This window comes from Leeia speluncae, assembly GCF_020564625.1.
Classification (GTDB): Bacteria; Pseudomonadota; Gammaproteobacteria; order Burkholderiales; family Leeiaceae; genus Leeia; species Leeia speluncae.
Window position 1 is genome coordinate 46,411 of sequence record NZ_JAJBZT010000005.1, and the last position, 25,407, is coordinate 71,817.

Annotated in this window: 26 protein-coding genes and 3 tRNA genes; 10 read left to right on the top strand and 19 right to left on the bottom strand. The window is 46.5% G+C overall.

Features of this window, described 5'->3' with window-relative positions; genetic code table 11:
• Positions 1 to 50: 50 nt before the first annotated feature.
• From LIN78_RS09930 to queA, 12 genes are all read right to left on the bottom strand, one after another.
• Positions 51 to 126: transfer RNA gene (locus LIN78_RS09930), tRNA-Lys, on the bottom strand.
• Between the two features lie 90 nt (positions 127 to 216).
• Positions 217 to 292, bottom strand: a tRNA-Lys gene (locus tag LIN78_RS09935).
• Positions 293 to 353: 61 nt separating this feature from the next.
• Entirely contained in the window at positions 354 to 1,028 is a 675-nt protein-coding gene (queC, locus tag LIN78_RS09940) for a 7-cyano-7-deazaguanine synthase QueC (RefSeq protein ID WP_227180646.1), read from the bottom strand.
• A 26-nt stretch (positions 1,029 to 1,054) separates the two neighbouring features.
• The gene (gene queE / locus LIN78_RS09945; protein ID WP_227180647.1) at positions 1,055 to 1,705 is read right to left on the bottom strand and encodes a 7-carboxy-7-deazaguanine synthase QueE; all 651 of its coding nucleotides are present in this window, start codon (positions 1,703 to 1,705) and stop codon (positions 1,055 to 1,057) included.
• 148 nt (positions 1,706 to 1,853) lie between these two features.
• Positions 1,854 to 2,651 (bottom strand): tol-pal system protein YbgF, encoded by a 798-nt coding sequence (gene ybgF / locus LIN78_RS09950; RefSeq protein WP_227180648.1) that lies wholly within the window; start codon positions 2,649 to 2,651, stop codon positions 1,854 to 1,856.
• A 3-nt stretch (positions 2,652 to 2,654) separates the two neighbouring features.
• The gene (pal, locus tag LIN78_RS09955; protein ID WP_227180649.1) at positions 2,655 to 3,197 is read right to left on the bottom strand and encodes a peptidoglycan-associated lipoprotein Pal; all 543 of its coding nucleotides are present in this window, start codon (positions 3,195 to 3,197) and stop codon (positions 2,655 to 2,657) included.
• A 171-nt stretch (positions 3,198 to 3,368) separates the two neighbouring features.
• Positions 3,369 to 4,646, bottom strand: coding sequence for a Tol-Pal system beta propeller repeat protein TolB (tolB, locus tag LIN78_RS09960; RefSeq protein ID WP_227180650.1), 1,278 nt, complete (start codon positions 4,644 to 4,646; stop codon positions 3,369 to 3,371).
• A gap of 60 nt (positions 4,647 to 4,706) precedes the next feature.
• Complete coding sequence (gene tolA, locus LIN78_RS09965; RefSeq protein WP_227180651.1) at positions 4,707 to 5,573, bottom strand: cell envelope integrity protein TolA; 867 nt, start codon at positions 5,571 to 5,573, stop codon at positions 4,707 to 4,709.
• The gene (locus LIN78_RS09970) at positions 5,570 to 6,001 is read right to left on the bottom strand and encodes an ExbD/TolR family protein (RefSeq protein ID WP_227180652.1); all 432 of its coding nucleotides are present in this window, start codon (positions 5,999 to 6,001) and stop codon (positions 5,570 to 5,572) included. Before LIN78_RS09970 ends, tolA begins: the two co-directional genes overlap by 4 nt.
• Position 6,002: 1 nt before the next feature.
• Positions 6,003 to 6,683 (bottom strand): protein TolQ, encoded by a 681-nt coding sequence (gene tolQ / locus LIN78_RS09975; protein ID WP_227180653.1) that lies wholly within the window; start codon positions 6,681 to 6,683, stop codon positions 6,003 to 6,005.
• A 65-nt stretch (positions 6,684 to 6,748) separates the two neighbouring features.
• The gene (gene ruvB / locus LIN78_RS09980; RefSeq protein WP_227180654.1) at positions 6,749 to 7,789 is read right to left on the bottom strand and encodes a Holliday junction branch migration DNA helicase RuvB; all 1,041 of its coding nucleotides are present in this window, start codon (positions 7,787 to 7,789) and stop codon (positions 6,749 to 6,751) included.
• Between the two features lie 113 nt (positions 7,790 to 7,902).
• Complete coding sequence (gene queA, locus LIN78_RS09985; RefSeq protein ID WP_227180655.1) at positions 7,903 to 8,940, bottom strand: tRNA preQ1(34) S-adenosylmethionine ribosyltransferase-isomerase QueA; 1,038 nt, start codon at positions 8,938 to 8,940, stop codon at positions 7,903 to 7,905.
• A gap of 266 nt (positions 8,941 to 9,206) precedes the next feature.
• Here queA and LIN78_RS09990 point away from each other — a divergent pair.
• A tRNA-Leu gene (locus tag LIN78_RS09990) sits at positions 9,207 to 9,291 on the top strand.
• 337 nt (positions 9,292 to 9,628) lie between these two features.
• On the opposite strand, the gene LIN78_RS09995 is transcribed toward LIN78_RS09990, so the two are convergent.
• Entirely contained in the window at positions 9,629 to 10,393 is a 765-nt protein-coding gene (locus LIN78_RS09995) for a DeoR/GlpR family DNA-binding transcription regulator (protein WP_227180656.1), read from the bottom strand.
• 247 nt (positions 10,394 to 10,640) lie between these two features.
• Between LIN78_RS09995 and glpD the strand changes: the two genes are divergently transcribed.
• The 7 genes from glpD to ugpQ all read left to right on the top strand — a co-directional run bounded on the left by glpD (position 10,641) and on the right by ugpQ (position 18,944).
• Positions 10,641 to 12,128, top strand: coding sequence for a glycerol-3-phosphate dehydrogenase (glpD, locus tag LIN78_RS10000; protein ID WP_227180657.1), 1,488 nt, complete (start codon positions 10,641 to 10,643; stop codon positions 12,126 to 12,128).
• Positions 12,129 to 12,370: 242 nt separating this feature from the next.
• Positions 12,371 to 13,438 carry an extracellular solute-binding protein gene (locus LIN78_RS10005; protein ID WP_227180658.1) on the top strand — a complete coding sequence of 356 codons (1,068 nt, stop codon included), beginning with the start codon at positions 12,371 to 12,373 and terminating at the stop codon, positions 13,436 to 13,438.
• A 188-nt stretch (positions 13,439 to 13,626) separates the two neighbouring features.
• Positions 13,627 to 14,721 carry an ABC transporter ATP-binding protein gene (locus LIN78_RS10010; RefSeq protein WP_227180659.1) on the top strand — a complete coding sequence of 365 codons (1,095 nt, stop codon included), beginning with the start codon at positions 13,627 to 13,629 and terminating at the stop codon, positions 14,719 to 14,721.
• Between the two features lie 5 nt (positions 14,722 to 14,726).
• Positions 14,727 to 15,596, top strand: a complete 870-nt coding sequence (locus LIN78_RS10015) for an ABC transporter permease (protein ID WP_227180660.1) — start codon at positions 14,727 to 14,729, stop codon at positions 15,594 to 15,596.
• Positions 15,597 to 15,611: 15 nt separating this feature from the next.
• Entirely contained in the window at positions 15,612 to 16,466 is an 855-nt protein-coding gene (locus LIN78_RS10020; protein WP_227180661.1) for an ABC transporter permease, read from the top strand.
• Between the two features lie 10 nt (positions 16,467 to 16,476).
• Positions 16,477 to 18,162, top strand: a complete 1,686-nt coding sequence (locus tag LIN78_RS10025; RefSeq protein ID WP_227180662.1) for a Na/Pi cotransporter family protein — start codon at positions 16,477 to 16,479, stop codon at positions 18,160 to 18,162.
• Between the two features lie 35 nt (positions 18,163 to 18,197).
• Positions 18,198 to 18,944, top strand: coding sequence for a glycerophosphodiester phosphodiesterase (ugpQ, locus tag LIN78_RS10030; protein WP_227180663.1), 747 nt, complete (start codon positions 18,198 to 18,200; stop codon positions 18,942 to 18,944).
• A gap of 64 nt (positions 18,945 to 19,008) precedes the next feature.
• On the opposite strand, the gene rlmH is transcribed toward ugpQ, so the two are convergent.
• The 6 genes from rlmH to LIN78_RS10060 form a co-directional block, all read right to left on the bottom strand.
• On the bottom strand, positions 19,009 to 19,479 hold the full coding sequence (gene rlmH / locus LIN78_RS10035; RefSeq protein ID WP_227180664.1) for a 23S rRNA (pseudouridine(1915)-N(3))-methyltransferase RlmH: 471 nt from the start codon (positions 19,477 to 19,479) through the stop codon (positions 19,009 to 19,011).
• A 38-nt stretch (positions 19,480 to 19,517) separates the two neighbouring features.
• A complete protein-coding gene (locus LIN78_RS10040; protein WP_227180665.1) occupies positions 19,518 to 20,027 on the bottom strand; it encodes a phosphoribosyltransferase in 510 nt (169 codons plus the stop codon).
• A gap of 102 nt (positions 20,028 to 20,129) precedes the next feature.
• Positions 20,130 to 20,474 (bottom strand): ribosome silencing factor, encoded by a 345-nt coding sequence (gene rsfS, locus LIN78_RS10045; RefSeq protein ID WP_227180666.1) that lies wholly within the window; start codon positions 20,472 to 20,474, stop codon positions 20,130 to 20,132.
• Positions 20,475 to 20,491: 17 nt separating this feature from the next.
• The gene (nadD, locus tag LIN78_RS10050) at positions 20,492 to 21,139 is read right to left on the bottom strand and encodes a nicotinate-nucleotide adenylyltransferase (RefSeq protein ID WP_227180667.1); all 648 of its coding nucleotides are present in this window, start codon (positions 21,137 to 21,139) and stop codon (positions 20,492 to 20,494) included.
• Between the two features lie 10 nt (positions 21,140 to 21,149).
• The gene (locus LIN78_RS10055; RefSeq protein ID WP_227180668.1) at positions 21,150 to 22,406 is read right to left on the bottom strand and encodes a glutamate-5-semialdehyde dehydrogenase; all 1,257 of its coding nucleotides are present in this window, start codon (positions 22,404 to 22,406) and stop codon (positions 21,150 to 21,152) included.
• A 129-nt stretch (positions 22,407 to 22,535) separates the two neighbouring features.
• On the bottom strand, positions 22,536 to 23,453 hold the full coding sequence (locus LIN78_RS10060) for a flagellar brake protein (protein WP_227180669.1): 918 nt from the start codon (positions 23,451 to 23,453) through the stop codon (positions 22,536 to 22,538).
• Positions 23,454 to 23,637: 184 nt separating this feature from the next.
• On the opposite strand from LIN78_RS10060, the gene LIN78_RS10065 reads away from it, so the two are divergent.
• Together LIN78_RS10065 and LIN78_RS10070 are read left to right on the top strand one after the other, a co-directional pair.
• Complete coding sequence (locus LIN78_RS10065; RefSeq protein ID WP_227180670.1) at positions 23,638 to 24,648, top strand: AI-2E family transporter; 1,011 nt, start codon at positions 23,638 to 23,640, stop codon at positions 24,646 to 24,648.
• A gap of 97 nt (positions 24,649 to 24,745) precedes the next feature.
• The gene (locus tag LIN78_RS10070) at positions 24,746 to 25,381 is read left to right on the top strand and encodes a LysE family translocator (protein WP_227180671.1); all 636 of its coding nucleotides are present in this window, start codon (positions 24,746 to 24,748) and stop codon (positions 25,379 to 25,381) included.
• The last annotated feature ends 26 nt before the right edge of the window (positions 25,382 to 25,407 follow it).

Here is a 25,407-nt window from a genome sequence, read left to right on the forward strand (position 1 = left end):
AGAAAGCAAAAAACCCCAGCCGGTTAGACTGGGGTTTTCCTTGTATTTACTGGTGGGTCGTGCGGGACTCGAACCTGCGACCAACGGATTAAAAGTCCGCTGCTCTACCAACTGAGCTAACGACCCAACCTTAAACGGTTGGCGTTACCGGCATTTGCCGATAACAGAAACTGTATTTTTTGACACTTCAAAACTTACAATTTCTTGTATTTGGTTTGGTGGGTCGTGCGGGACTCGAACCTGCGACCAACGGATTAAAAGTCCGCTGCTCTACCAACTGAGCTAACGACCCAACCACAAGAGAACGTAACTATACAGAAGCTTTTTTAAACGGTCAACCCCTAAGGGTAAAATTATTTCTGATAGCGGGTAGGGTCGCTCACTCCGGCACTCTCAAAACCTTCTTTACGAATTCGACAGCTATCACATTCTCCGCACGCACGACCATCTGCATCTGCTTGGTAGCAAGAAACCGTCAATCCATAATCCACCCCTAGGGCAACGCCTTGGCGGATAATCTCTGACTTAGGAATATCGATCAGTGGCGTAAGGATTTTCAACGCTTCACCTTCTACGCCGGTCTTGGTCGCCAAATTAGCCATTTTTTCATAGGCAGCAATGTATTCTGGGCGGCAGTCTGGATAACCGGAATAGTCGACAGCGTTCACACCAATACCAATTGCATCGGCATGCAATACTTCTGCCCAAGCAAGTGCAACAGATAGCAAAATCGTATTACGCGCAGGCACATAGGTAATTGGGATACCTTCTGTTGGGCTGGTCGGCACATCAATCGAGGCATCGGTTAACGCAGAGCCACCAAACAAGGTTAAATCTAACTTCACCACGCGGTGATCTTTTGCGCCTAAAAAGTCTGCCACTTTTTTGGCGGCATCCAATTCAGAGCGATGACGCTGTCCATAATCAAAACTCAGCGCGTAGACATCATAGCCTTGCGCTTTTACCATTGCTAATACGGTTGCTGAATCTAGCCCACCAGACACTAATACAACGGCCTTTTTACTCATTTCTTCATCCTTCTCATGCAACAGCATTACACACCCGGCTTTTCGCCCCAGAGTATCTTGTGCAACTGTACTTGCATACGTACACTTAATTTATCTCTAACAATCCAATCAGCCAGTTGATCTGGCTTTAGCCCTTCCCAGATAGGGGAAAACAATACAGGGCATTTACTATCTAACTGATGCGAAGAGAGCATGCCTTTTGCCCACTCATAATCCGCTTCACTCGTTAGCACAAACTTCAACTCGTCTTTTGTGGTGAGCAGTGGCAAATTGTCTAATAGGTTTTTTGCTTCTTCGCCAGAGCCTGGTGTTTTTAAATCCATGATGCGCGACACGCGAGGATCTACCTCTGCTATCGACATCGCACCGCTGGTTTCTAATGAAACCGAATAACCTTCATCACACAGTCTTGTCAGTAGTGGCAGGCAGTTCTTCTGAGCAAGCGGCTCTCCGCCGGTTACACAGACGTATTTCGCACCATGCTTTGCCACCTCTTGAAGCACTTCGTCATAGGTTTTGTGCTCGCCACCGTAAAAAGCATATGCACTATCACAATAGCCACAGCGGAGCGGACAGCCGGTTAAACGGACAAATACCGTTGGCAAGCCAACCCGGCTAGACTCTCCCTGCAAAGAGAAGAATATTTCAGTTAATAGAACGGAATCTGCTACAGCCATGGCGAATACACTCTTTGTTCCAAGCGGATGAAACGATCTTGCGCCATTCATGGCAAGATGAGTAATCCGCTAGTTTTGATACCACAAAAAAACAAAGCCTGCCGCAATGCGACAGGCAGTCATAGGTAGAAATTCTACCTGATTTAACTTACTTTTTGGCAGCTAAGCGCTTTTTCGCTTGATCTGCGGCACTCGTTAGTGGGAACTTTGTCACAAGCTCTTCTAATGTCTTTTTAGAAGCCCCCGCATCACCTAACTCTTGTTGTGCGGTAGCGATATTCAACATGGCATCTGGCACCTTGTTTGAATCAGGCCACATAGAGATTAGCTTTTGCTGCTCTGAAATAGCTTTTTTGTAATCGCGCTGAGCGGTATACGCGTTACCAATCCAGTACTGTGCATTTGGCGCGTAGCGGCTATTTGGGTAACTCTTGATGAAGGATGCAAAGCCTGTAATTGCAGCTGGATAGTTGCCACTACGAAACTTGGCAAAGGCGGCATCATATGTCGCATTTTCTTGAGCAGGATCACCCGCCGCTTGCGGTGCTGCTGCATTCGTTGTGCTAGCAGCAGCGGCAACAGTCGCTGATGGTGTAGGCGCTACCGGCGCTTGCTCGATCTTTCGAAGACGCGTATCCGTATCTAGATATAGATCTTTTTGGCGCTTTTCCATTTCATCAAGACGATGTGCCTGTTCTTCAAGTTGCCCATTTAACTTGGCAATTTGCCCGTTGAGTTGCTCAATTCGATTGATCAACTCAAGCATTTTTTGGCTGTTTACCGTTGCTTCGATTTTTGAAACACGATCCGCTAGTTGCTGCTGTTCCACACGAACATCTGCGACCTGTTTTCGCGCCTCGTCATCATCAAACAAACCGGCGTGAGCGCCGTTCACGGCGCTCACCATCCCCACTGCCATTAACGCACGAAGCAAATACCGGTTCATGGATTATTGTCCTTGGTACAAGAAGTCCGCACGACGATTTTGAGCATAGCACTCTTCAGATGCTTGCTCGCAACGCGGCTTTTCTTCGCCCAAACTAGCTGCTTCTACACGGTTTGTATCCGCACCCAATACTTCTAGCGCTTCTTTGACCGCATTGGCACGTTTCTGACCTAGCGCCAAGTTGTATTCACGGCTACCGCGATCATCGGTATTCCCTTGAATCAGCACTTTTGCCGCAGGGTGGTTTTTCAAGAACGCCGCATTTGCTTCAATCAAACCTTTGAAATCATCTTTTACGGTGTACTGGTCGTAATCAAAGAAAATACTGCCCTTTTGCAAGTTTGCCACTTCATCGCCAGCATTTTGTTTGTCTAAGTCGACCTGCGCCATTTTGCCATCATCATTTACTTGAGTGGTTTGCGCATTCGCATCCGCATTATTGCGGCTTTCAACTGGGGCACCATTGGTAGCCTGAGGGTTGTTGCTGGCACATGCAGCCAATAGTCCAGCCAATAAAATGCTGCCGGCAAATTGCATTACTCGCATTGTCACTACTCCTCTAAGATTGTAAATTCAGTCTGCGACTTACCCTTAAAAGGACACACAGACTATCAATTGGTTCCAAGCAATTAAGCGAATTAATTAGCCAATTAAGTGTTCACGTTAAATCTTGCCAGAGAAAACAACTCTGGCACAAGCAAAAATAAGCCGCCTAGCTTATTTGCCGGTAAATGGTCCCCATGCAGGTTCTCTCACATCACCAGACAATTCGGTCAGCTTTTGCTTGACGCGACCATCACTAGACACGGCAGCCAACACCCCCCGTCCGCCCTGGGATGTCGCGTATAAAATAAGCTTGCCATTCGGTGCAAAGCTAGGGGATTCGTCATGAGAGGTATCGGTTAATACCTGCACTTGCTTAGAAGCAAAGTCCATGATCGCTACTTTAAAACGACCGCCACTATTTTGAATGAATGCCAAGTTTTTGCCATCTGGACTAACATCTGGAGAAACATTGTAGCTACCTTCAAATGTCACACGAGAAGCAGACCCACCCTCACCACCCATTCTGTAAATTTGTGGGCTACCGCCACGGTCTGACGTAAAGTAAATACTGCCATCTGGCGCGAAAGTTGGCTCGGTATCAATGCCAATACTTTGGGTTAGGCGTCTTGCGGCTCCGCCTTGCGCAGGAATGCTATAAATTTGCGAACGACCATCTTGCGTTAACACCACAGCTAAACGGCTGCCATCGGCAGAAAACGCTGGTGAGCTATTGCTACCTTTAAAGTTGGCTACCGCCTTACGGCTACCACTAGAAAGGGATTGCACATACACCACCGGTTTTTTAGCCTCAAAGGACACATACGCAATTTGCCCCCCATCGGCAGACCAAGTAGGAGAAATGATTGGCTCGCTACTACTGACGACTGATTGCGGGTTATAACCATCTGCATCGGCCACTTGCAGGAAGAAGCGCTTACCTTGTTTAAGTACATAAGCAATCTTGGTAGAGAAAACCCCTTTATCGCCCGTTAGTTTTTCGTAGATACGATCAGAAACTTTATGGGCAACACGGCGTAACTGAGTGGCAGATTGGTTTAGCACAATACCATCTAGTTGCTCACGTTTTGCCACATCAATTAGACGGTATTTCACTGCTGCAACACCATTTGCCTGCGGCTCAACCACGCCCATCGCAACCACGGCAACACCACGTTTATTTAACTCGTCAAACGGCAACTGAGAAATATCGGTTGGGATTTGCGCAGGTGAAAAATCTACAATCTTAAACAAGCCACTTCGGTTTAAGTCGGCTTTAACCACCGGCGTAATTAATTGGGTGTAAGTGTTTTCTTTTGCAAATGGAATGATGGCAACTGGAATTTGATTGCCACCAGTACCCACCACCTCAAAATCTAAAGCAGAGGCGGTATGACCAAACATAGCGACATAAAATGCCCCTGCGATTAATGTACGAACCATTGTTTTCATCGAGTCGCTCTCTTTATTAGCTATTTACTGAGTAGGCAAATGGCAAAACGCCATGCTCGCTTATCTTAGGCGGAAACTAAATTCGGATTCTCGCCCCAACGTCACCCCTTCTGGAGGTGGTGGAAATTTACGTAATGCATGCAATGCACGCTCAACCGCATCGTCGTATGACTTATTCCCACTAGATTTGAGCAATCGAATACCGTCTTCTAATACTTCATAATTTGGTAGCAATGGCACCAAAAACTTTGCTTCAAGATTGGCACCGCCAGGATCTTCAAAATTCACCCGTTGACGAACTAAAGCCGCCACTTTTTGCTGATAATCGGCAGTGTCTCGGCCAATTTTTGCTCTTGCCTGCGCATCCGCTTTGGCCTTTGCATCTGCAGCCGCTTTTTGGGCGGCTACTTCTTTACTGCGCTCAGCCTCTTCCGCCGCCATCTGACGCGCCATTTCGTCTTTAATTGCCTTTGAATTGTCTTTTTTAACTTCTGGCTTAACAGGCTTTTCAGGCGTTGGTGTTACTTCGACCTTCTGTGGCTTTTCTTTTTTCGCTTTAGACGCTGGGGTTTCTAATTTAATGGCTGCTTTTTCATTTTTGGCGACAACCGGCGCCTCAACGGGTTGTGTTACCGTTGGTTTTTTCACCTCGACGGGTTTAGGGTCGGGCTTCACTTCTGGCTTTACCACTTCTTCTTTATCTGTGACAGGCGGAGACTTTTTCACTTCTTTCGGTGGCGTAATGGGCTTAGTGGCCTCCACATCTTTTCCGGGCAAAGATGACCATAAAGTGGCCTCTACCGGTTTGGGTGGTGTGCTATTCCAAGATGCGCCGATATACAGCACAATCAACAGAACGATATGAGCCATCACCGCTAGCACAATACCTAGCGGCGATAATCCCCCATCGTTTTTCAGCCTATTCATTTGCCACCCTGTTGCTGAACCAGCAAGCCAACTTGTTTGATGCCATCTTTTTGCAGGCGACTCATGACATTAATCACCGCTTCGTATTTGATGGTTTTATCGGCACTAATCACGACAGGCAACGCAGGGTTTTCAACCTGCTTAGCGCGAATCGCCTCTACTAATTCATCTATGCTAAGTGTCGATACATTCCCTTGCCCATCATTTAAAGACAAGGTGTCTGCACCATCATCTTTAATTTGGATTTGCATTGGACGAACATCCACTTGGCTACTTTGCCCGGCTTCTGGCAGTTTGATTTGCCCCGTTTGCATCATTGGTGCGGCAACCATAAATACGATCAACAACACCAAGACCACATCAATAAACGGAACAACGTTAATTTCACTTTTGAGTGCGCGGCGCGCCCGTCTTGAACTCGCCGCCATTTTAGCGACCTGCCTGACGTTGAAGGATGTTAGAAAACTCTTCCATAAAGCTTTCTAGCTTGATAGATAGACGGTCGATGTCGTGCAAGTAGCGGTTATATGCAACCACAGCCGGAATCGCAGCAAATAGACCAATTGCCGTAGCAATTAGCGCCTCTGCAATGCCCGGTGCTACATGTGCAAGCGTTGCTTGCCCCACATTTGCCAAGCCTCTAAAGGCATTCATAATCCCCCATACCGTACCGAATAGGCCAATGTAAGGAGACACAGAGCCCGTTGTGGCCAAAAAGGCTAGATGAGACTCCAGACGATCAATTTCACGCTGATATTCAGCACGCATTGCACGTTGGACGCTGTCCATCATGTCTCTTGGCTCAACGCCTGTTTGTCGCTTTTGCTTTAAAAACTCACCGAAGCCCGCCGTAAAAATACGAGACATGCCAATATTGTCTTCGCTATTTTGGCTAGCATGTTGATACAGCTGGTTTAGATCGTTACCACTCCAAAACTGACGCTCAAATTGCGCACTTTGCTTACTGGCTTTGCGAATGGCAGACCACTTAGAAAAAATAAACGACCATGACATTAAGGACATAAAGAGAAGTGCAATCATCACCAACTGAACAATTACACTAGCACCGGTAATTAGGTGCATAAAGGATAGATCTGTACTGGCTTCCATTTACCCTGCTTTCGCTATGTAGTCTGTTTTCGCGTACCGCTTGGTATACGCTTTCAATTTATTATTTATTGTTTATCTTGCGTATCTGCCACCGGCAAACCAAAGTGCTGATAGGCAAGTGGCGTTGCCATGCGGCCTCGCGGCGTTCTTTGCAAATAACCTTGCTGAATCAAATACGGTTCTAGTACATCTTCAATCGTATCTCTGGCTTCGCCAATTGCAGCGGCTAAGTTATCAACACCAACCGGTCCACCTGAGAATTTGTCGATTACAGCAGATAAAAGTTTCCTATCCATGACATCTAATCCAGCAGAATCGACATCTAGCATCTGCAGCGCTTCATCTGCAACGGCCTGGCTAATCGTGCCATCTGCCCTAACTTCTGCAAAATCACGCACCCGACGTAATAACCGGTTGGCAATTCGCGGCGTCCCACGTGAGCGTCTAGCGATTTCAAACGCGCCCTCTTCAGAGGACTCCATGTTTAATAATCTTGCAGACCGCGTCACAATTTTCTTTAGTTCTTCTGGCGTATAAAACTCTAGCCTTGCCACGATACCAAAGCGATCGCGTAGCGGGTTAGTTAACATCCCCGCCCTAGTCGTTGCACCAACCAGGGTAAATGGCGGTAGATCTAGCTTTACCGAACGGGCGGCAGGCCCTTCGCCGATCATGATGTCGATTTGGTAATCTTCTAGCGCAGGGTAAAGAATTTCTTCCACCACTGGAGAAAGCCGGTGAATCTCATCAATAAACAACACATCATGTGGCTCTAGGTTGGTGAGCAGCGCAGCCAAATCCCCCGCTCTTTCCAATACTGGGCCACTCGTTTGCCGGAGGTTCACCCCCATTTCTCGCGCAATAATGTGGGCCAAGGTCGTTTTACCTAAGCCTGGCGGCCCAAATAGCAAGACATGATCGAGCGCTTCTTTACGCTTTCTGGCCGCCTCGATAAAGATAGACAACTGGCCACGCGCTTTTTCTTGGCCAACATACTCATCTAGTAGCTTCGGGCGCAGCGCACGTTCTAGCGCATCCTCTTGATTACCCGTGCTGACAGGGTTAATCACACGAGCAGCAGGGTCAAACGAATCGGTTTCTATCATTTACTTTTACTCGCCAGCCAGATAGCTGCCATCTGGTCATCATATTTAAATTGCCTGACAAAAATCAAACGCCAAGCCAATCTTGTTCAGGCTTCATTCAGCCAATATACCGCTTACCAACCAACGACCGAATCATCACGATCTAACCACATTGCATCACCATAACTAAAAAAGCGGTATTGATGTGCAATTGCATGATCATAAATTTGCTTCATGCGTTCATAACCTGTAAATGCAGACACTAGCATTAGTAGTGTTGATTTTGGTAAATGGAAATTAGTGATTAATCTATCTACCACTTTAAAACGATAGCCCGGGGTAATGAACAAATCCGTCTCTTGCCAACCCGCTTGCAACTCACCCGATCTTGCTGCCGACTCTAACGCACGCAATGACGTCGTCCCCACCGCAATTACGCGCCCACCGTTTGCTTTGGTTTCACGGATTTGCGCAATGGTTTCTGCAGTAATTTCATACCGCTCGCGATGCATAATATGCTCGGATAACGCTTCGACTCGGACTGGCTGAAATGTTCCTGCACCAACATGCAAGGTAACAAAAGCTTGCTGAACATTTAAGGAAGAAAGCTCTGACAGTAACTCTGGCGTAAAATGCAAGCCCGCCGTTGGCGCGGCCACTGCACCATCGGCACGCGCATAAACCGTTTGATAACGACTTTCGTCTGTCTGATTAGGGTCATGCGTAATATACGGTGGAAGCGGCAAACGGCCACTTTCTTCTAGAATATCTGAAACGGGTTGCTCGCTAACGAATTGGAGATGAAATAACTCACCTTCCCGTCCCAACACAACCACCTTCCAACGATCGGCCAAAATCAAGTCACTGCCCGCAGGTGGTGACTTGCTTGCACGTACATGGGCAAGCACTTCATGCTCGCTCAGCACACGCTCAACCAAGACCTCCACCTTACCACCGGTCGCTTTTTGCCCAAATAAACGCGCCTTGATCACTTTAGTATCGTTAAACACCAATAAATCATTGGGTTTTACTAGTTGGGTTAAATCGCTGAACAATCTGTCTTTAAACTGTTGCTCTGCCGTATCTAGCAAGCGGCTTTTCCCTCTCACCTCTGGTGGGTATTGGGCAATTAACTCTTCTGGAAGATGGTAGTCAAAATCGGACAACAACATATGGCATTTCCTGCCCGCACAACGAATGGGCGAGCACTCTCAAAATCAAAACAAAGATTATACGCGATGATGTCTTTGACGTTTGATATTAAACCTACTTTTCAGCACCGTTCTCCACTCCAACAAATAAGAAACACAGCCTTTCCCACCTTTTATGAAGAGGACCCAAAAAGCTTTTTTCATCTTTTTCAAAAAAACGCTTGCCAAACCCAATGAAGCTATGGATAATACGCATCTCTGTTGAGCAGCAAATTGCTGACACAGATGCCCAGGTGGTGAAATTGGTAGACACAGGAGACTCAAAATCTCCCGCCGCGAGGTGTGTCGGTTCGAGTCCGACCTTGGGCACCAGAATATAAAAACCCGCATGAACTTTGTTCTGCGGGTTTTTTGTTTTTTTATTCAGCCGTTCGTCGCTGACACAACAAAAAAGGGGCCGAAGCCCCTTTTTTTAAATATCTCGCGCAACGTCACTTTGGCGCATCGTGCAAACACTAGAATAACTTACTGCCAAACAATAAATAACAGGCAGCCAGCATCAGTCCCGCACCCACCACAAACGCGAGTGAGTTCACCTTCGTCATGCTAAATAACCCAATCATTTCAATAATGAAAAGATCATATGCAATGACCCTAAGGTCACCAACTCTTTTTTGTAATATTTTTGCATTTAAAATGTAAAGAATCGTCAAACTTCAGTAGCAACCACTACTCGCGTCCCGGCCTCTCGTAGCACCGCTTTCATTTCTTCTGACAAATCAATATCTGTAAATAAAACATCCACTTGGCTGATGTGAGCCAACTTGACCAATGCCTCCCTACTGAACTTGCTATGATCGGCGACCAGCCAGACTTGGCGAGATTGCTCGATAATGGTTTGCGCCACCTTTACTTCACGATAATCGTAATCTCTAAGCGTGCCGTCCGGGTCGATACTCGATACACCAATAATGCCGATATCGACCTTAAATTGGCGAATAAAGTCGATGGTTGCCTCTCCGGTAATCCCTCGATCTCTTGAGCGCACCACACCACCCGCCACAATCACTTCGTGCTCGGGGTTATCTGCCAAGATGGCTGCCACATTCAAGTTATTAGTAATCACCGATAAGTTTTTATGTGAAAGCAGCGCCCGCGCCACCTCTTCGGTCGTCGTCCCCAAGTTAATAATCAAGGACTGCCCGTCTTCTATTTGCTCAGCCAATGATTGGGCGATTTGCCGCTTAGAATCCGCGTGCAGCACTTTACGCTGCGTATAGGCGATGTTTTCAACACTCGACGGCAAACCTGCCCCACCATGGTAGCGGCGCAATAAGTTCATTTCGGCCAGCTGGTTAATATCTCGACGGATGGTCTGCATCGTGACATCAAACTGCTGCGCAAGCGCCTCGACACTCATGAACCCACGTTTTTTCACTAAGTCCAACAAGGCTTGCTGTCTCTGATTGAGCATGTCCCACTTTCATTTCGGTTCGTTTTTTCACCAAAACACACAAAAAGCAACATTTCGCTGCGACCATGACTAGATGGCTTTAGTTGCGATGAAATCTAGCAGAGCTTCTACCATCATGATGTTTCAGTGATATTTCATTATACATCTTGTTATAAAAAATTCATAAAACGAAAATAAAACAACATTTAATGTTGCATTATGAAAATTACAGCGTTAGTATTCGCAAAAAACAACCTTGGAGAGGGAAGTGCTAGATCAGATCTTTGATGTGATAGTCATCGGCGGCGGCATCAATGGAGCAGGCATTGCTCGTGATGCGGCAGGCAGAGGATTGTCTGTCTTATTGTGCGAAAAAGATGATCTGGCCGAGCACACGTCTTCTGCGAGCACAAAGCTAATCCATGGCGGACTTCGCTATCTGGAATATGGCGAGTTCTCGCTTGTGCGTAAGGCACTACAAGAACGAGAAGTATTGCTTGATTCTGCTCCGCATATCATGTGGCCACTTCGCTTTGTGATGCCACACAATCAACACCTTCGCCCGGCGTGGATGATTCGGTTAGGGTTATTTTTGTACGATCATCTAGCCGCTAGAAAAACACTGGCGGGTTCTGCTCAAATAAGACTAGATCAACATGAAACCGGTCTGCCGCTCAAAAGCAGCTACAGCAAAGGCTTCATGTATTCGGATGGCTGGGTAGATGATGCACGGTTGGTTGTGTTAAATGCACGGGATGCCGCGCTACATGGCGCAAAAATCCTTACCCGAACAAAATGCATTCAAGCACAAAAGACGGGTGAACATTGGGTTGTCACGCTACGTAACGAACACGACACCTTTACGGTAAAAAGCAAATCTATTGTCAATGCAGCAGGCCCTTGGGCAGCTTCCTTTTTGGATGACGCGGGTACCAACCAGCCACATCGATCATTACGCCTAATTAAAGGCAGCCATATTGTTGTGCCGCGCTTATTTGACCACGAGTGCGCATACATCTTTCAAAACCCTGATCGGCGCATCATGTTCGCGATTCCGTATGAGCATGATTTCACCCTCATTGGCACCACCGATGTAGATTACATTGGCGACCCAGGAGACGCGACTATTTCGAACGAAGAAATAGACTATCTCTGCAAGATGAGTAGTGAGTACTTCACTGCATCCGTCACCCCTGACATGGTGAAATGGCACTACAGCGGCGTCAGACCATTGCTAGACGATGAACACAGCAATGCTGCTAGCGTAACGAGAGACTACTCTCTAGAACTCGTTACCAATGGGCCTGCATTACTTAATGTATTCGGCGGAAAAATTACGACATTTCGCGTGTTAGCAGAAACGGCTGTTAATCAACTCGTTGCCGCCTTAGGGCTAAGCTGCAAACCTTGGACGAGCAAAAGCAAATTACCGGGCGGGCATTTAGGATCGCTATCTAAAACAGCCTATATCCAAAGTGTATGTGAACACTACCCTCACCTCCCAACCGATATGGTCGCAAGGGTCGCGCAGCTGTATGGCAGTGAACATCGCCGCATATTAGGCAATGCAAAAAGCCTGTCTGATCTGGGCGGCTACGTGATCCCAGGCATGACGGCGAGTGAGATTCAATATCTGCGTAAGTATGAATGGGCGGTATCAGCCAAAGATATCTTGTGGAGAAGAACGAAATTAGGACTTCACGTACCAGATTGCGAGACAACTTTGCAGAACTGGTTAGTAGAAAATCCAACATGAGCAACAAAAACGAAAATAATTAGAAAAAAAAATAGTTCCAAAAACAACATTTAATACAATTTTAATATTAAAGTTAGAAAATCGCAGCTGACCAAATGATCAAGGTCATTGATTAAACAAGTTTAGTTTTAGCTTGAATGCGTTTAGTGCATTCAAGTAGTTGGCTTGCGGTACCGATGGTCGGTGCCGGCTATTTTTAACTGCAATTTGTTGTTTGACTATTCTTACCGAGGGAGATCTGTATGTTGAGTCGCCAATTGAAGTTGTCTACAGGTGCTGCATTAGTTGCTTTTGCTTTCCATGCACAAGCAGATGACCAAGTGTTGCGTTTATTGACTTGGGCTGACTATGCACCACAAGCAGTTGTTGATCAGTTTAAGAAAGAAACCGGCATTACCGTTGAAGTCACTTTGTCAAACAACGAAGAAATGATTTCAAAACTACGCGCAACTGGTGGCGCAGGCTTTGACTTGGTCAACCCAAGCCAAGACCGTATCACCGGACCAGCCAAAGAGTTCGGCATTTACCAACCAATCGATTTGAAGAAAGTGAAAGTAGCCAACTTCATTCCATCGATGTTGGAATCGACCAAAAAAGTAACTGGCTTAGATGGCAAAGTATATGGCGTGCCACTATTTTGGGGGACTGATGGTTTAGTGGTTAACTCTGCAAAATCAAAAGCAGCGGATTACAGCGATCTATGTAAAGCAGAATACGCTGGCAAAACCGCTGTGCGTCTAAAACGCCCAACGCTAATTGGCCAAGCGTTTGCAATGGGTAAAGATCCATTTAAGGCTTATGCAAATCCTAAGCAGTACGAAGCGATTATGAATGCAGCTGGCGACAAGCTAATTGCATGTAAAAAGAACTTGAAATACTTCTGGGAAAGCAAAGACCAGCTACTAAACGACATTCGCAATGGTGAAGTAGTTGCAGCTCAAATGTGGGATGCGGGTGGTTGGAAGCTAAACACCGAAAATGCAGCAATCAAATTTGTTGCGCCAAAATCAGGTGCATTGGGTTGGGTTGACACCTTCGCGATTCCATCTAAAGCGAAAAATGTAGACGCAGCTTACAAGTGGATTAACTTCATTAGCCGCCCAGACGTGGCCGCTAAAGTGGCGAAATCTGCCGGTAGCTTTACTGCGATTAAAGGCGCAGAAAACTACATGGATGCAGTCATGAAAAAACAATTGGCTGAATCTTTCCCACCTGCAGCAATGAAAAACATCAAATGGTACCCAGCAATCCCTGCTGGCCTAGAAGAAATTGATGGCAAAGTACTAGATAAGATCAAAGCAGCAAACTAAGTTTCACTTGCTTGGGCGGCATTCCTAGAATGCCGCCATTTTTATTCGGTATGTTACAGATTTTTGAAAGCCATCCGTTCATTCGGTTTTTATGAGCGGCAAATGAGGCGGTACAAACCGCACAAAGATGAACCCAATCCTCGTCTGAGATCGGACAAAGAGGGTAAGCAACACATCAGGATTGAGCCATGCAAACTTCGTCTTCATCTGCTCCGATTGACTTGTCTGTTCAGGCAGTCAGTAAACACTACACCAACTTTACAGCGGTCAATCAGCTAAGCCTTGATGTACCGAAAGGTAGCTTTTTCTCGATTTTAGGCCCTTCTGGATGCGGCAAAACCACCTTACTTCGGATGATTGCCGGGTTTATTACACCAGATGAAGGGGATATTTTGATCGGCGGTAAGTCGATGAATAATGTGGCACCAAACCGTCGCCCTGTGAACATGGTGTTCCAGCACTTAGCGCTATTCCCGATGATGACAGTGGGTGAAAACGTTGGGTATGGATTGGCAAGACGAGGCTTAGCGAAAGCAGAGATCCAAAGAAAAGCAGAAGATATGCTCTCCCGTGTCGGCTTACCAGGGATTGCTGGTAAGCGGATTGATCAATTATCTGGCGGCCAGAAACAACGGGTAGCGATTGCGCGCAGTTTAGTACTAGAGCCAACCCTGCTGCTATTAGATGAACCATTAGGCGCGCTAGATTTGAAGCTTCGTGAACACATGAAGCTAGAACTAAAGCAATTACAGCACGAAGTAGGTACCACCTTCGTTTACATCACGCACGATCAAAGCGAAGCGCTAGTGATGAGTGATCGCGTTGCGGTCATGAACAAAGGGCAATTTGAACAAGTCGGTACACCTCAAGAATTGTATTACCACCCACAAACCGCGTTTGTGGCTGGCTTTGTTGGTAACAACAACCGCCTAGAAGGCGCATTAAGTAGTGCCCAACAAGGGGCAACTGCGGCAGGACTACCTTTGCATGCCACATCGATGCAAGGCGGCACGAGCGGCAACGCCTCTTTCTTTATTCGCCCAGAAACCATTGCGCTCTCTAGAAATGCAAGCGAAATGGAAAACTTTGCCAATCAGTTCCGTTGCAAAGTAGAAACCCTATTCTTTGACGGTGCGAACTCTACCGTACAGGTGAGAGAAGTAGGTAGCGGCACTCAACTGCATGTTGCCTTACCACATACCGGGCAACATGCAGATTTAGTTCATGACGAAACCGTGCATATCGGCATTAAAGCTGAACATGTACAAGCGTTCCAGAGGTAAGCGCCATGAATGGACTAAGCCCTAAAAAACTCACGCTTTATCTTTTATTAGCCCCGGCCATTTTATGGTTGCTGCTGTTAATTGTTCTCCCACATACAGGCATGGGGATTATTTCCCTACGCGAGCGCGTAGGCCCCGGTGAATTTGCCTTTAGTTTTAAGCAGTACATGACCTTCTTTGAAGAGCCTCTGTACTGGAATACCTTTGTGCGTACCGCCGTGATGTCGTTAATCGCAACGGTTTTAGCTTTGGTGCTTGCCTTCCCTGTTGCTTGGACGATTGCCAAAGTAGCCAAAGGTCGCATGAAGGCACTAATGCTAGCAGCCACCCTACTCCCATTTTGGGCAAGTGAATTGGTACGTACGTTAGGCTGGCTAATCTTACTCAGAGGCAGCGGTGTGATTCCGGGCTTCTTCCAGATGATTGGTCTAACGAATGAGCCAGTAGAGTTGCTGTATCACGATGCCACCATTCTGGTTGGCTTGGTATATAGCTCCTTATTATTCATGCTGGTCCCACTGATTAATGCTTTAGAAACTTTGGACGATAGTCTGATTGAAGCAGCATACGATTTAGGTGGCAACCGATTTGATATTTTACGTCGGATTGTGATTCCGCATGCGGCACCGGGCATTGCAGCGGGTTGCATCATGGTCTTCATGCTGACGCTAGGTAACTACTTAACCCCAGTGGTGCTGGGCGGAAAAAGCTCGATGTGGTTTACCGAACAGATTTACACCCAATTTATTACTCGGTTTAACTGGGAGCAAGGTGCGGCATTTGCCTTCTTATTGCTCGGCTTATCGTCATTACTGGTATGGGCAGGTCTAAAAATTACCGGGCAACGATTTGCAGACGCGATGCGTCGTACTTAATTCATTGAGGCTATCATGATTCCAAGTTTGCCAGACTCAAAGTTTCTTACGCGTGGCAGAGCGGTTTATGTCACCTTGTTCTTTCTATTTTTATTACTACCGCTTTCTGTCGTTGCTGTATTTGCATTTAATAACTCACTCTTTCCTACTCCACCATGGAAAGGCTTTACCTTTGATTGGTTCATCGCACATACAGATGATCGTACCGGCTTATTCTTTGATACCGCGTTATTAACCAGTATTTGGGTAAGCTGCAAGGTCGCTTTTTGGGTAACCGTCTTGTCTGTAACCATTGGTACTGGCAACGCCTTTTTGCTAGAAAGAGCACAGTTCCCCGGCAAAAGCATCTTAACCACCATGATGCTGGTTCCATTGGTGATCCCAGGTGTGATCCTGGGCATCTCGATTCTCTCTTTTGCGAGCCAGATTGCCAACTTCGCTTATGATCAATGGGAGCTAGAATTAGAATGGTTGCGCCCAGGCTTACCTCTCGTGGTAGCGGGTCAGTTTTCCTATATTGTGACGATAGCAACGCTCACGATTGCGGCAAGGTTGAAGCGATTTGACGAATCACTAGAAGAAGCAGCGCTAAACCTAGGGGCGAGCCGTTTTGCAATATTACGAACAATTACCTTGCCTTATCTAAAACCAGCTATTATTGGTAGTGGAGCCGTTGCTTTCTTGCTCTCGTTCGAGAACTTCAATACAACGCTCATGTTAGTTGGTAGTGATAATCCGCTTACCGTATTAATGTACGGCCGGATGCGTGAAGGTGCCTCACCGGTACTCAATGCCGTGAGCCTGCTACTAATGATGGTCTCAGGCATTGCAGTCGCTCTGATGTACTTCAGGAAACCTCGTCAAAAGTGAGGGGATTGCCATGCTGGTACTGACGCAACTACTCGGCGCAGTTGCCCTATTAATTTGGGGCACTCATATGGTTCAAACAGGGCTAATACGCGCCTGGGGAGGACCTTTACGTAAAGCACTTGGGCAAAGTGTCAAAAGTCGCTTTACCGCCTTCTTTACTGGCATGGGTATTACCGCCCTGATTCAAAGCGGCACAGCCACTACCTTGATGGTGGCTGGCTTTGTTGGCCAAGGCTTAATCACCACAGCCGCTGCGCTTCCGATCATTTTAGGGGCGGATGTTGGCTCTAGTTTAGTTGCCCAGTTTTTCTCGCTAAAACTAGTGTGGCTATCTCCTCTACTCATTCTGATTGGCGTATTGCTCTATCGGGCAAATCGTAGCCAACAAAGTAGACAAGCCGGCAAAGCCACCGCTGGGCTTGGCATCATGATGCTCGCCTTGCAACTGATTGGTTCCACGATGGCCCCGATCAGCCATAGCGATGCGATTCAAGTGATTTTCCAATCCATCACTGGCGATACCTTATTAGATATTTTAGTCGCCGCTTGTTTAACCTTTGTTGCCCACTCTAGTTTAGCGATTGTGCTGTTAGTCGCCACCTTGGTTGGTAATGAAGCACTCTCCCCCTTGCTTGGGCTAGCGCTCGTATTAGGTGCCAATATGGGCAGCAGCATGAGCCCATTGCTATCTGGCGTCGGGAGCGGTTCAAATGGCAGGCAAGTGGCGATTGCGAATCTTGTTTTCAAACTATGTGGCATCGCCTTAGTCGCCCCATTTATCAAGCATGCAGGGCCTTGGCTAACCTACTTAGGTGATACACCTGAACGGCAAGTCTTGCATTTCCACGTTTTATTTAATGTATTTACGGCGGCGGTTTTCCTTTTCCTCAATGTGCCCGTTGCCAATTTATGCGCCAAATTGTGCAAATCGGCTAACGAATCTCGTCAACCGCATCAAACCAAATATCTAGATGAAGCGGCCTTAGAAAGCCCAGAGCTAGCGATTGCATGTGCGGCGAGAGAGGCAATGCGCATGGGCGATATGATCGACGAAATGCTTCGTGATACCGAATCAGCCATCTGCGAGAACGATGATGCAGCGACACGTCGCGTGGAAGATAGCGAGGTGGTCATCGACATCCTCTATAAATCGGTCAAAAACTATTTAATGCGAGTAGAGAGAGATGGACTATCCACAGAAGACAACCAACGCTGGGTAGACGTGCTTTCATTAACGATCAATCTCGAGCACATTGGGGATGTCATCGACAAAAACCTAATGGATTTAGCTAGACGAAAAATACACAACCAGCGAGTTTTCTCTGAAACCGGGAATGTAGAAATTCATGACCTGCACCAGCGTCTGATTAGTAACTTACGTCTTGGCCTAAATTTATTTATGCGGCCAGACGTCAAAAATGCACAGCGGTTACTAGATGAAAAAACTCAGTTTAATCAACTTGAACGACGCTATGCTGAAAATCATTTGCAACGTCTAGCAGAACAACGCGTGCAAAGTATCGAAACCAGTAGCCTGCATTTAGATGTCATTCGCGACTTAAAACGGGTAAATAGCCACATTTGTTCTCTGGCATATCCGATTTTGGAAAATGCCGGAAAGCTTAGTTCGAAGCAGCCACAAGTAGTGATTAAAACAAAGCGATATCCCAAAAGTGCCCATATCAAAGGCGCCTAAATAAACAACACCCATTCTGTTTTCAAGGACGGTATATGCAGCAAGCTTGGCCATTTCCTTTTTTAATTGCCCATCGTGGTGGTGGTAAACAGGCACCAGAAAATACGCTCGCAGGCATGATGGAAGCCATCAAACAAGGCTATCGTGCAGTGGAATACGATGTAAAACTAAGTGCAGACAATCTTTGCTTCTTATTGCATGACGATACAGTTGATCGCACCACCAATGGAAATGGATTGGCAGCAACCCAATCTTGGGCAGCGCTATCACAGCTAGATGCAGGCAGTTGGCTAACAGAAGCATTTGCCAATGAACCCTTACCCAGCTTTGCAACGATTGCGAGTTATTGCCACCATGCGGGATTAGCTTCCAACGTCGAAATCAAACCTTGCCCGGGTAGAGAAGAAGAGACTGGTAAAGCAGTAGCCTTAGCCGCACAGCAATTGTGGTCGAACCAAACAACTAAACCGCTACTCTCTTCTTTTGCCTACGAATCTTTAGTGGCCGCTAAAGCAGCAGTGCCCGCCTTACCGTGCGCTTGGCTAATTGAAGCTCCATGGCCAGAAGATTGGGAAGTGAAGTTAAAAGCGATCGATGCGGTATCTTTAAACACAGATGAAGCACTCCTCACGGAAGCGCGGGTGAAAGCAGTCAAAGATGCCGGATACAAGCTACTTGCCTATACCGTTAACGATGTAGAACGAGCAAAGACGTTACAAGCTTGGGGGGTAGATGGCATCTTTACTGATGAACTCACGTTGATGCAAAAAGCGTTTAGTTAATCGCCCCACAAATAAAAAAAGGTGCCTTCACAGCACCTTTTTTACTTCATCAGAGAAATCATACTTATTCGCGATGATACGGATGGTTATTCAAGATAGACACTGCTCTATATAACTGCTCTGCCAACATCACCCGGGCCAAGCCATGCGGTAACGTCATGGGCGACAAAGCAAGCAATTGGTCTGCGCGTTGCTTCACTTCAGGGTCAAGTCCATCCGCCCCACCAATCACAAACGCCACGTCACGGCCATCTTGTTGCCAAGCTTCCATTTGCTTAGCCAGATCCATTGTCGTCCAACGGGCACCGCGCTCATCCATCGCCACCAATCTAGCTGACTTTGGCAAGGCATCTAGAATACGCACCTTTTCAGCCGCCATGACTTGCTCTGCCGTCTTACCACCGACGCGCTTCTCCGGTTTCAGTTCAATGAGTTGCAGCGGCCATTCTCTAGGCATCCGCTTTGCGTACTCTTTGTAGCCCTCTTCCATCCAGCCAGGCTGCTTTTGCCCAACTGCCAGTAGCGAAAGTTTCATCGGCAAATCCGTTTCGTTTTTTCTGATTCTCTCGATGATTAAATGCGTTTCAATGGCACCAATTCATCCGCAGACATTTCGTCATACTTTTCCATTGGTTGATGAATCCAAGGATTATCTTCCAAGAAATCGACAACGTAGTCTGGTTTAAACACAGAGCAGGACTTTTCCCAAATCACCCCTGTTCGCACTTCTTTGATATGCGGGTAACGTTGCTTTAACTCTTCCACCACGCGGCGCAGTGTCACACCAGAGTCCACCAAATCATCTAACAACAAAATACGATCGCCCAAGGTGTCGGTCGCCATCGTAATATGCTCAGAAATCACTAATTGATTTTGCGTTTTACCGTTTGACTCACGATAAGACGAGGTAAACATCACGGCCAATGGGGTATTAAAAATACGCGCCAACACATCCCCCACGCGTAAGCCACCCCTTGCAATACAAATAATCTGATTAAAGCGCCAGCCTGATGTATACACTTTCAAAGCTAACTGTTCTGTTAAACGATGGTACTCATCCCAACTTACATGCAAATCTGCCATGTTTTCCTCATTTGATTGGCAAAGCGCAATCACACATTTATCTTTACTTAGACGACAAAAAAGCCGCTCAGTTGAGCGGCTTTTTCTTTGTTCATCCGCACATTAGCGTGGTGTAGAAACCGGCTTCTGGCCGCCCCACAACTGCTCTAAGCTATAGTATTGGCGAACAGCGGGTTGCATCACATGCACAACCACGTTCCCTAAATCAACCAACACCCACTCACCGTACTTTTCGCCTTCCGTGCTTAGCACTTCAACGCCTAATTCTTTCATTTTTACCGCGACATTATTCGCAAGTGCTTTCACCTGACGGTTACTATCACCACTCGCGACAATCAATGCATCCCATAAAGGGCTTAATTTGCTGACATCTAACACTTGAATATCTTTCGCCTTGATATCTTCAAGTGCATCAATTACCGCCGCTTTCAGCGCATCCAGTTCCATCTAACATTCCTGCCTGGCTATCGATATAGCCGGTTATCTAAAATAAAACGCCGCACAGGTTCAGCCAATAAGCCTTCTGTTCCCTGTTCTGATCGTAACCGAGATCTTAACTCAGTTGCAGAAACATCTTCGGGCGGCGTAGATAAAACGTATATTTTACCGTGACTTAGCGTTGGTCGACTAGGACTTGTTGCATTTTCTGATAAAAGGTGTGCAACCGTTGGATTTAAACCATGGGTTAAATCAGATCCTGGCCTTGCCGCAACGGCTAAATGCGCTAAATCTAGTATGTGTCGCCAATCATGCCATGTATGAAAATGCGTCAGCGAATCCGCACCCATCAAGAAAACAATGGGCGCAGACGCTCCCAACTCACCTCTTAACTCTGCTAAGGTTTCCACTGTGTAGCAAAACCGATCTCGCCTTAGCTCACGGTCGTCTAACAACAACCCCGGTTCGTTACCAATGGTTAACCGGCACATCTCAAGGCGCTGCTCGTTACTCGCAACCGCCTGCGCACGATGGGGAGGAAACCCCGTAGGGATGACCCGAATGCAATCTTCCGCTTCGTGTAATTGCAGTTCATCTCTTAGGGCGCGAACAATGCGAAGGTGAGCCAGATGCATGGGGTCAAAGGTACCACCAAAGACCCCTGTTACCGGCAACCATGCGGCATTATTGGCGGATATGGCCGTCTCCTAGCACCACATATTTTTGGCTGGTTAAGCCATCTAAGCCAACTGGTCCGCGAGCATGGATTTTATCGGTAGAGATACCAATTTCCGCCCCTAGTCCATATTCAAATCCATCAGCAAAGCGGGTAGAGGCATTGACCATCACCGATGCAGAATCCACCTCTCTTAAAAAGCGGCGAGCTTTGGTATAGTTTTCCGTCACGATGCTATCGGTATGATGAGAACCATATTGATTAATATGGTCAATTGCCTCATCCAACCCAGAAACCACTTTTACAGACAAGATTGGCGCTAAATACTCGGTTCCCCAATCTTCTTCTGTCGCAGCTTTAATGGTCGTTAAGACAGATAGCGTCAATTCACATCCACGAAGCTCAACTGATTTACTGTTATATAGTTCAGCCAGCTTTGGCAATACTTGATCAGCCACGCTGCGGTGAACTAGCAAAGTTTCCATTGTATTGCAGGTACCGTAACGATGTGTTTTGGCGTTATCAGCAATTGGCAATGCTTTAGCAATATCCGCTTCGTCGTCGATATACACATGGCAAATACCGTCAAGATGCTTAATCACCGGCACGCGTGCTTCACGGCTAATCCGTTCAATTAAGCCCTTACCGCCACGAGGCACAATCACATCCACGTATTCCGGCATGGTAATTAGCATACCCACTGCCGCACGGTCGGTGGTTTCCACCACTTGCACCGCATCGCCAGGTAAGCCTGCAGCTTCCAAGCCTTTACGAATACAATTCGCCAGCACTTGGTTCGCACGGATCGCTTCCGAACCACCACGCAGAATCGTCGCGTTACCAGACTTTAGGCACAATGCAGCCGCGTCGATGGTCACATTCGGACGGGCTTCATAAATGATACCAATCACGCCAAGTGGCACACGCATTTTGCCGACTTGAATACCGCTTGGGCGGTAAGACATATCGGTAATTTCGCCAATTGGATCAGCCAAGGTCACAATCTGATGCAAGCCTTCAATCATGGTTGCAATGGCTTTTTCTGACAAAATCAGACGATCCACCATCGCGGGGTCCAACCCATTTGCCCGAGCGGCATCTACATCTGCTTGGTTCGCTGCAATCAGTTCGGGTTTAGCCAATTCAATTTCTTTGGCAACCGCGATTAACGCACGATTTTTTTGCATGGTCTCGGCCCGTGCCATCACACGGGAGGCATTACGGGCAGCTTGCCCGAGTTGCTGCATATACTGTTGAACGTCCATAGTGCTTCCGTAGCATTGAAGGATTAACAATTAGGATGCCTAAAAAGGCAAAAAACTGCTTAGCTAAATTACCAAGCAGTTTGACTGATTCTACACAGGAATAAGAAGGATTTCACCCCAAGAAAACAACTAGGCCTCTGCCCGTTCGGCAAGTAGCTTTTGGTTAAGGAAGTTTTGAATCACCAACTTATCGATAAACTGGACTTCACCAAACTTCACGCCTAAAGCAATCGGTTGTTTCTCGGCATCATTCACATTGATACTTTTTACCGTTGCCTCTAACGAAATATAGTGATCCGTATCCAGCACATTGACACGAAAAGCCAACGTAATCGGCTGCTCTATTTCGCAGACTTTCTTCATCATATTTAATCTTGCACCATGCAAGCTAATGTCTGAAATCAAGCACGCGTTTTTGCTTGAATTAAAATCCTCATCGAGCATTTCAAACGAAGCCACAATATTTACGTTCACGCGACTAGCACTACGTACATTAATCACCTGCGCTTTTTCAGGGATTTTGAGATGCACATAAGGATATGGTGTCAGTACACTTTTCACTACATAGGTATCGAATGAGTAAATCGCGCGCCCAAGAAAGGCGCGAATACGAAAGGGTTGCCCTTCTCGCAATAAAACCAGGCTGCCATTAGCTGATGGAGTCGAAATAATGACGCTACCTTTATCATATAGGCCAAATAGTTTGACGTAGTAAGGATTAGCATCATCAGCAGAAGGTAGCACCTGTAAGGTATCACCTAGTTTAAAAGGAATTTGCTCTATCGAAATAAAGCTAGACTTATCTTGCTTTGCTGGCTCATGCGTTTTTTCATCATCGACGACATCAGGTCGAACAAACCGTCCAGGCTTCCAACGAGAGTCTCGATACATCCCCAGTTTCAGCAAGGTCTCTAACTGACGCTCAGACTGAATCAACTGCCCTTCTTTCAAGAGAAGCTTATGATCTCTATCAAATACAGGCCACTGCAAAACTTTCCCAATTTCAAAGTCTTGCCGGCGTAGCGGCATCAGGTCATTAACAGCCATTCAGAAACTCTCTAGTAACACACGTATCCACGTACTCTAAAGACACTAAGTCTTGTATAACGCTCATACTACCCATATTTATCAAAATAGGTAAGAAAAAGCAGTTAGGCAATTGATTTTTATAACAAACCTTTGATTTTGAGGCTATTATGCCTGCTAATGTTTAGTGAAATACGTCAAATACATGTTAAACAAACCTAAAACCCTTGTCCCCATCGACTTTTTAGTTGCGATTGTTATTTTATTTTTCGTCGTCAAACTTAGGTTGTTACCCGCATTACTTGGCGGTTTGTTAGTACATGAGCTAGTTGCCATGCTCGCACCAAGATTTTGGCGAGGGACCTTAGAAACAGGGAAAGCCAAATTACTCGTTGTTGCCATGATCGCAACCGCTATCATCACGATTTTGGCGCTCTTTGGATTTGGTTTTATTCTCGTCATCAAAGGTGGCAGCGGCAATGTCTCCCATCTTCTCCAGAAAATGGCCTCGATTATTTCGGAATCGAGAACCTTTATCCCTGAGTTTTTGTATGGTTACATCCCCGTTGATATTAACGAACTAAAAAGCACCATCACTAACTGGCTAAGAGAGCACGCAGATGAATTGCAACTCATCGGCAAAGAAATTGGCGTGGTGCTTGTTCAAGTACTGGTCGGCATGATTATTGGCGCGTTGATCGCATTGCAAGATATGGTGAGACCAAAGCCACTTGGACCATTGGGCAGCCTCATTCTTGAACACTTACAACGCTTTTCGAGTTCATTTAGGAATGTGGTATTTGCCCAGATTAAAATTGCGGCGGTAAACGCAACACTCACAGCGGTGTATTTAGCGGTATTACTTCCGCTGTTTGGTATTGAATTACCGTTGGTGAAAACCATGGTCATTCTGACCTTCTTATTGGGTTTAATCCCTGTGCTTGGCAACCTCGCCTCCAACACCATTATTGTCGTTGTGAGCATGAGTCATTCGCCTCAAATTGCAATTGCCTCACTAGCATATTTGGTCATTATTCATAAGCTTGAATACTTCCTTAACGCTAAAATCATTGGCCATCGCATTCATGCGGCCTCTTGGGAAATCTTGCTCGCCATGCTCGTCATGGAAGCGATCTTTGGTTTACAAGGCGTGATTGCTGCGCCGATTTTCTATGCCTACCTAAAAAGAGAACTCACCTTAAAAGGCTTAATTTAAATCATTACGTCGACTTCTCTATCGTTTTATCCGGCCAGAACACGCATTCTGATAAAGAATGTCGTATGATAAAGAGGTATAGATCAGGAGATGACAAATGAAGGTAGAAACTTGGTGGCTTTTTCTCATGACAACCTTTGTCATTTCAGCAACCCCCGGCCCCAACATGCTTTTAGTCATGACACACAGTGTTCGCCATGGTTTCAAAGACTCAATGGCGACGATGCTAGGTTGCATGACCGCCCTACTGATAATGCTCAGCATCTCTGCCGCCGGCTTAGGCGCATTACTAGAAGCGTGGCCAGTCGTATTTGATACGCTTCGCTGGATAGGCGCGGCTTACCTTGCCTGGCTTGGATACAAATGCTGGCGTTCACCGGTTCCAGCAGATGGATCAACAGAAGCTAGCACCCAATTTACGCCAAGTAAGCGCAGCAAAAGTGCCTTATTCAAACAAGGTTTTCTGATTGCTTCAAGTAATCCAAAAGCACTTGTCTTTGCGGCAGCCTTTTTCCCACAGTTTATTGATACACATCACCCTGCACTCGGGCAGTTTTCCATATTGTTAACCACATTTGCAGTGGTAGAAGTGGCTTGGTATTTTGTGTATGCAGCAAGTGGTCGCAAAGTGGCCGTACACTTGCAAAAAGCACCGATTATTAAGTTATTTAACAGAGTGACAGGTGGTGTATTTATGGGGTTTGGTGTTGCCATGGCGGCAGTAAAGCACTAAGCGTCATTACATAAACCACGCCATCA

Coding starts and splice junctions, on each gene's coding strand:
- queC (WP_227180646.1), bottom strand. CDS start 1,028: ATGAGTAAAAAGGCCGTTGTATTAGTGTCTGGTGGGCTAGATTCAGCA.
- queE (WP_227180647.1), bottom strand. CDS start 1,705: ATGGCTGTAGCAGATTCCGTTCTATTAACTGAAATATTCTTCTCTTTG.
- ybgF (WP_227180648.1), bottom strand. CDS start 2,651: ATGAACCGGTATTTGCTTCGTGCGTTAATGGCAGTGGGGATGGTGAGC.
- pal (WP_227180649.1), bottom strand. CDS start 3,197: ATGCGAGTAATGCAATTTGCCGGCAGCATTTTATTGGCTGGACTATTG.
- tolB (WP_227180650.1), bottom strand. CDS start 4,646: ATGAAAACAATGGTTCGTACATTAATCGCAGGGGCATTTTATGTCGCT.
- tolA (WP_227180651.1), bottom strand. CDS start 5,573: ATGAATAGGCTGAAAAACGATGGGGGATTATCGCCGCTAGGTATTGTG.
- LIN78_RS09970 (WP_227180652.1), bottom strand. CDS start 6,001: ATGGCGGCGAGTTCAAGACGGGCGCGCCGCGCACTCAAAAGTGAAATT.
- tolQ (WP_227180653.1), bottom strand. CDS start 6,683: ATGGAAGCCAGTACAGATCTATCCTTTATGCACCTAATTACCGGTGCT.
- ruvB (WP_227180654.1), bottom strand. CDS start 7,789: ATGATAGAAACCGATTCGTTTGACCCTGCTGCTCGTGTGATTAACCCT.
- queA (WP_227180655.1), bottom strand. CDS start 8,940: ATGTTGTTGTCCGATTTTGACTACCATCTTCCAGAAGAGTTAATTGCC.
- LIN78_RS09995 (WP_227180656.1), bottom strand. CDS start 10,393: ATGCTCAATCAGAGACAGCAAGCCTTGTTGGACTTAGTGAAAAAACGT.
- LIN78_RS10005 (WP_227180658.1), top strand. CDS start 12,371: ATGTTGAGTCGCCAATTGAAGTTGTCTACAGGTGCTGCATTAGTTGCT.
- LIN78_RS10010 (WP_227180659.1), top strand. CDS start 13,627: ATGCAAACTTCGTCTTCATCTGCTCCGATTGACTTGTCTGTTCAGGCA.
- LIN78_RS10015 (WP_227180660.1), top strand. CDS start 14,727: ATGAATGGACTAAGCCCTAAAAAACTCACGCTTTATCTTTTATTAGCC.
- LIN78_RS10020 (WP_227180661.1), top strand. CDS start 15,612: ATGATTCCAAGTTTGCCAGACTCAAAGTTTCTTACGCGTGGCAGAGCG.
- LIN78_RS10025 (WP_227180662.1), top strand. CDS start 16,477: ATGCTGGTACTGACGCAACTACTCGGCGCAGTTGCCCTATTAATTTGG.
- ugpQ (WP_227180663.1), top strand. CDS start 18,198: ATGCAGCAAGCTTGGCCATTTCCTTTTTTAATTGCCCATCGTGGTGGT.
- rlmH (WP_227180664.1), bottom strand. CDS start 19,479: ATGAAACTTTCGCTACTGGCAGTTGGGCAAAAGCAGCCTGGCTGGATG.
- LIN78_RS10040 (WP_227180665.1), bottom strand. CDS start 20,027: ATGGCAGATTTGCATGTAAGTTGGGATGAGTACCATCGTTTAACAGAA.
- rsfS (WP_227180666.1), bottom strand. CDS start 20,474: ATGGAACTGGATGCGCTGAAAGCGGCGGTAATTGATGCACTTGAAGAT.
- LIN78_RS10055 (WP_227180668.1), bottom strand. CDS start 22,406: ATGGACGTTCAACAGTATATGCAGCAACTCGGGCAAGCTGCCCGTAAT.
- LIN78_RS10060 (WP_227180669.1), bottom strand. CDS start 23,453: ATGGCTGTTAATGACCTGATGCCGCTACGCCGGCAAGACTTTGAAATT.
- LIN78_RS10065 (WP_227180670.1), top strand. CDS start 23,638: ATGTTAAACAAACCTAAAACCCTTGTCCCCATCGACTTTTTAGTTGCG.
- LIN78_RS10070 (WP_227180671.1), top strand. CDS start 24,746: ATGAAGGTAGAAACTTGGTGGCTTTTTCTCATGACAACCTTTGTCATT.